Here is a 1,196-nt window from a genome sequence, read left to right on the forward strand (position 1 = left end):
GGTAATCCCCCCGAAAAAGCGGTGTGTTCATAAGTAGAATTTTCTCGTAATCTGAACTGAGGAGATTTCTATGAAAAAATCGCGTTTTACCGATAGCCAAATCATGGCCATCCTTAAGCAAGCCGAGGCAGGAACGCCAGTGGCTGAATTGTGTCGCGAACATGGCATGAGCAATGCCAGTTTCTATAAATGGCGTTCACGCTTTGGCGGCATGGATGCCTCCATGATGGCCCGTCTGAAAGAACTGGAAGACGAAAACCGCCGTCTCAAAAAGATGTATGCCGAAGAGCGACTTAAAGCCGAAATTATTCAGGAAGCCATGGCAAAAAAGTGGTGAAGCCATCGTGTCGAAAGCAGATGGCTCAGAACGCTGTCAGGAGCCGAAACATCAGCATTCGCTTTGCTTGCCAGCTATTTGCTGTCAGCGAAAGTTGCTACCGCTATCAGGCTAAACTGAGTGAAGAAAATGACGCCATTGCTGACTGGCTGCTCCGTATTACGGATAGCCAACGTAACTGGGGGTTTGGCCTGTGTTTTTTATACCTGCGTAATGTAAAAGGCTTTCGTTTCAACCACAAACGTGTGTATCGAATTTACTGCGAGCTGTCATTGAACATGCGGATCAAGCCCAAAAAACGCCTGAAACGGGATAAGCCCGAACCACTGACCGTGCCTGCAAACAGCAATGAATGCTGGTCAATGGACTTTATGCACGATCAGTTATCAGATGGTCGTTCAGTGCGTTTACTGAATATTATCGACGACTTTAATCGTGAGGCACTGGCCATTGAGGTGGATTTTTCCCTGCCCGCAAATCGGGTCGTGAGAACGTTGGAACATCTCATTGAGTGGAAAGGCAAGCCAGCAGCAATACGGTGTGATAATGGGCCAGAATATACCAGTAAGACATTACTATCATGGGCGTGTAAGCAAGGGATCCAGATTAACTTCATCCAACCTGGTAATCCGCAGCAAAATGCCTATATCGAACGTTACAACCGAACGGTACGCTATGATTGGTTGGGACAACACCTGTTTTCATCGCTGGATGAATTGCAGAACTATGCCACGCAGTGGCAATGGTTTTATAATCACGAACGACCCAATATGGCGTTGGATGGCTACACACCGATGCAGCATAGACAACGCATGTCCTGATCCTACTTATTACCTCCGTTAAAAATGGGGGGATTACC

Annotated in this window: 1 protein-coding gene; it reads left to right on the forward strand. The window is 47.1% G+C overall.

From position 1 onward, the window contains the following. Positions 1-70 precede the first annotated feature (70 nt). Positions 71-1,158 (forward strand): IS3 family transposase gene (locus AC2A1E_RS24100; protein ID WP_484385859.1). Its coding sequence is split into 2 segments (ribosomal slippage): positions 71-323 and positions 323-1,158, totalling 1,089 coding nucleotides; the frame shifts between segments, so codons are not numbered across the junction. The last annotated feature ends 38 nt before the right edge of the window (positions 1,159-1,196 follow it).

The organism is Serratia sp. HNCC26DJ206 (assembly GCF_057180605.1).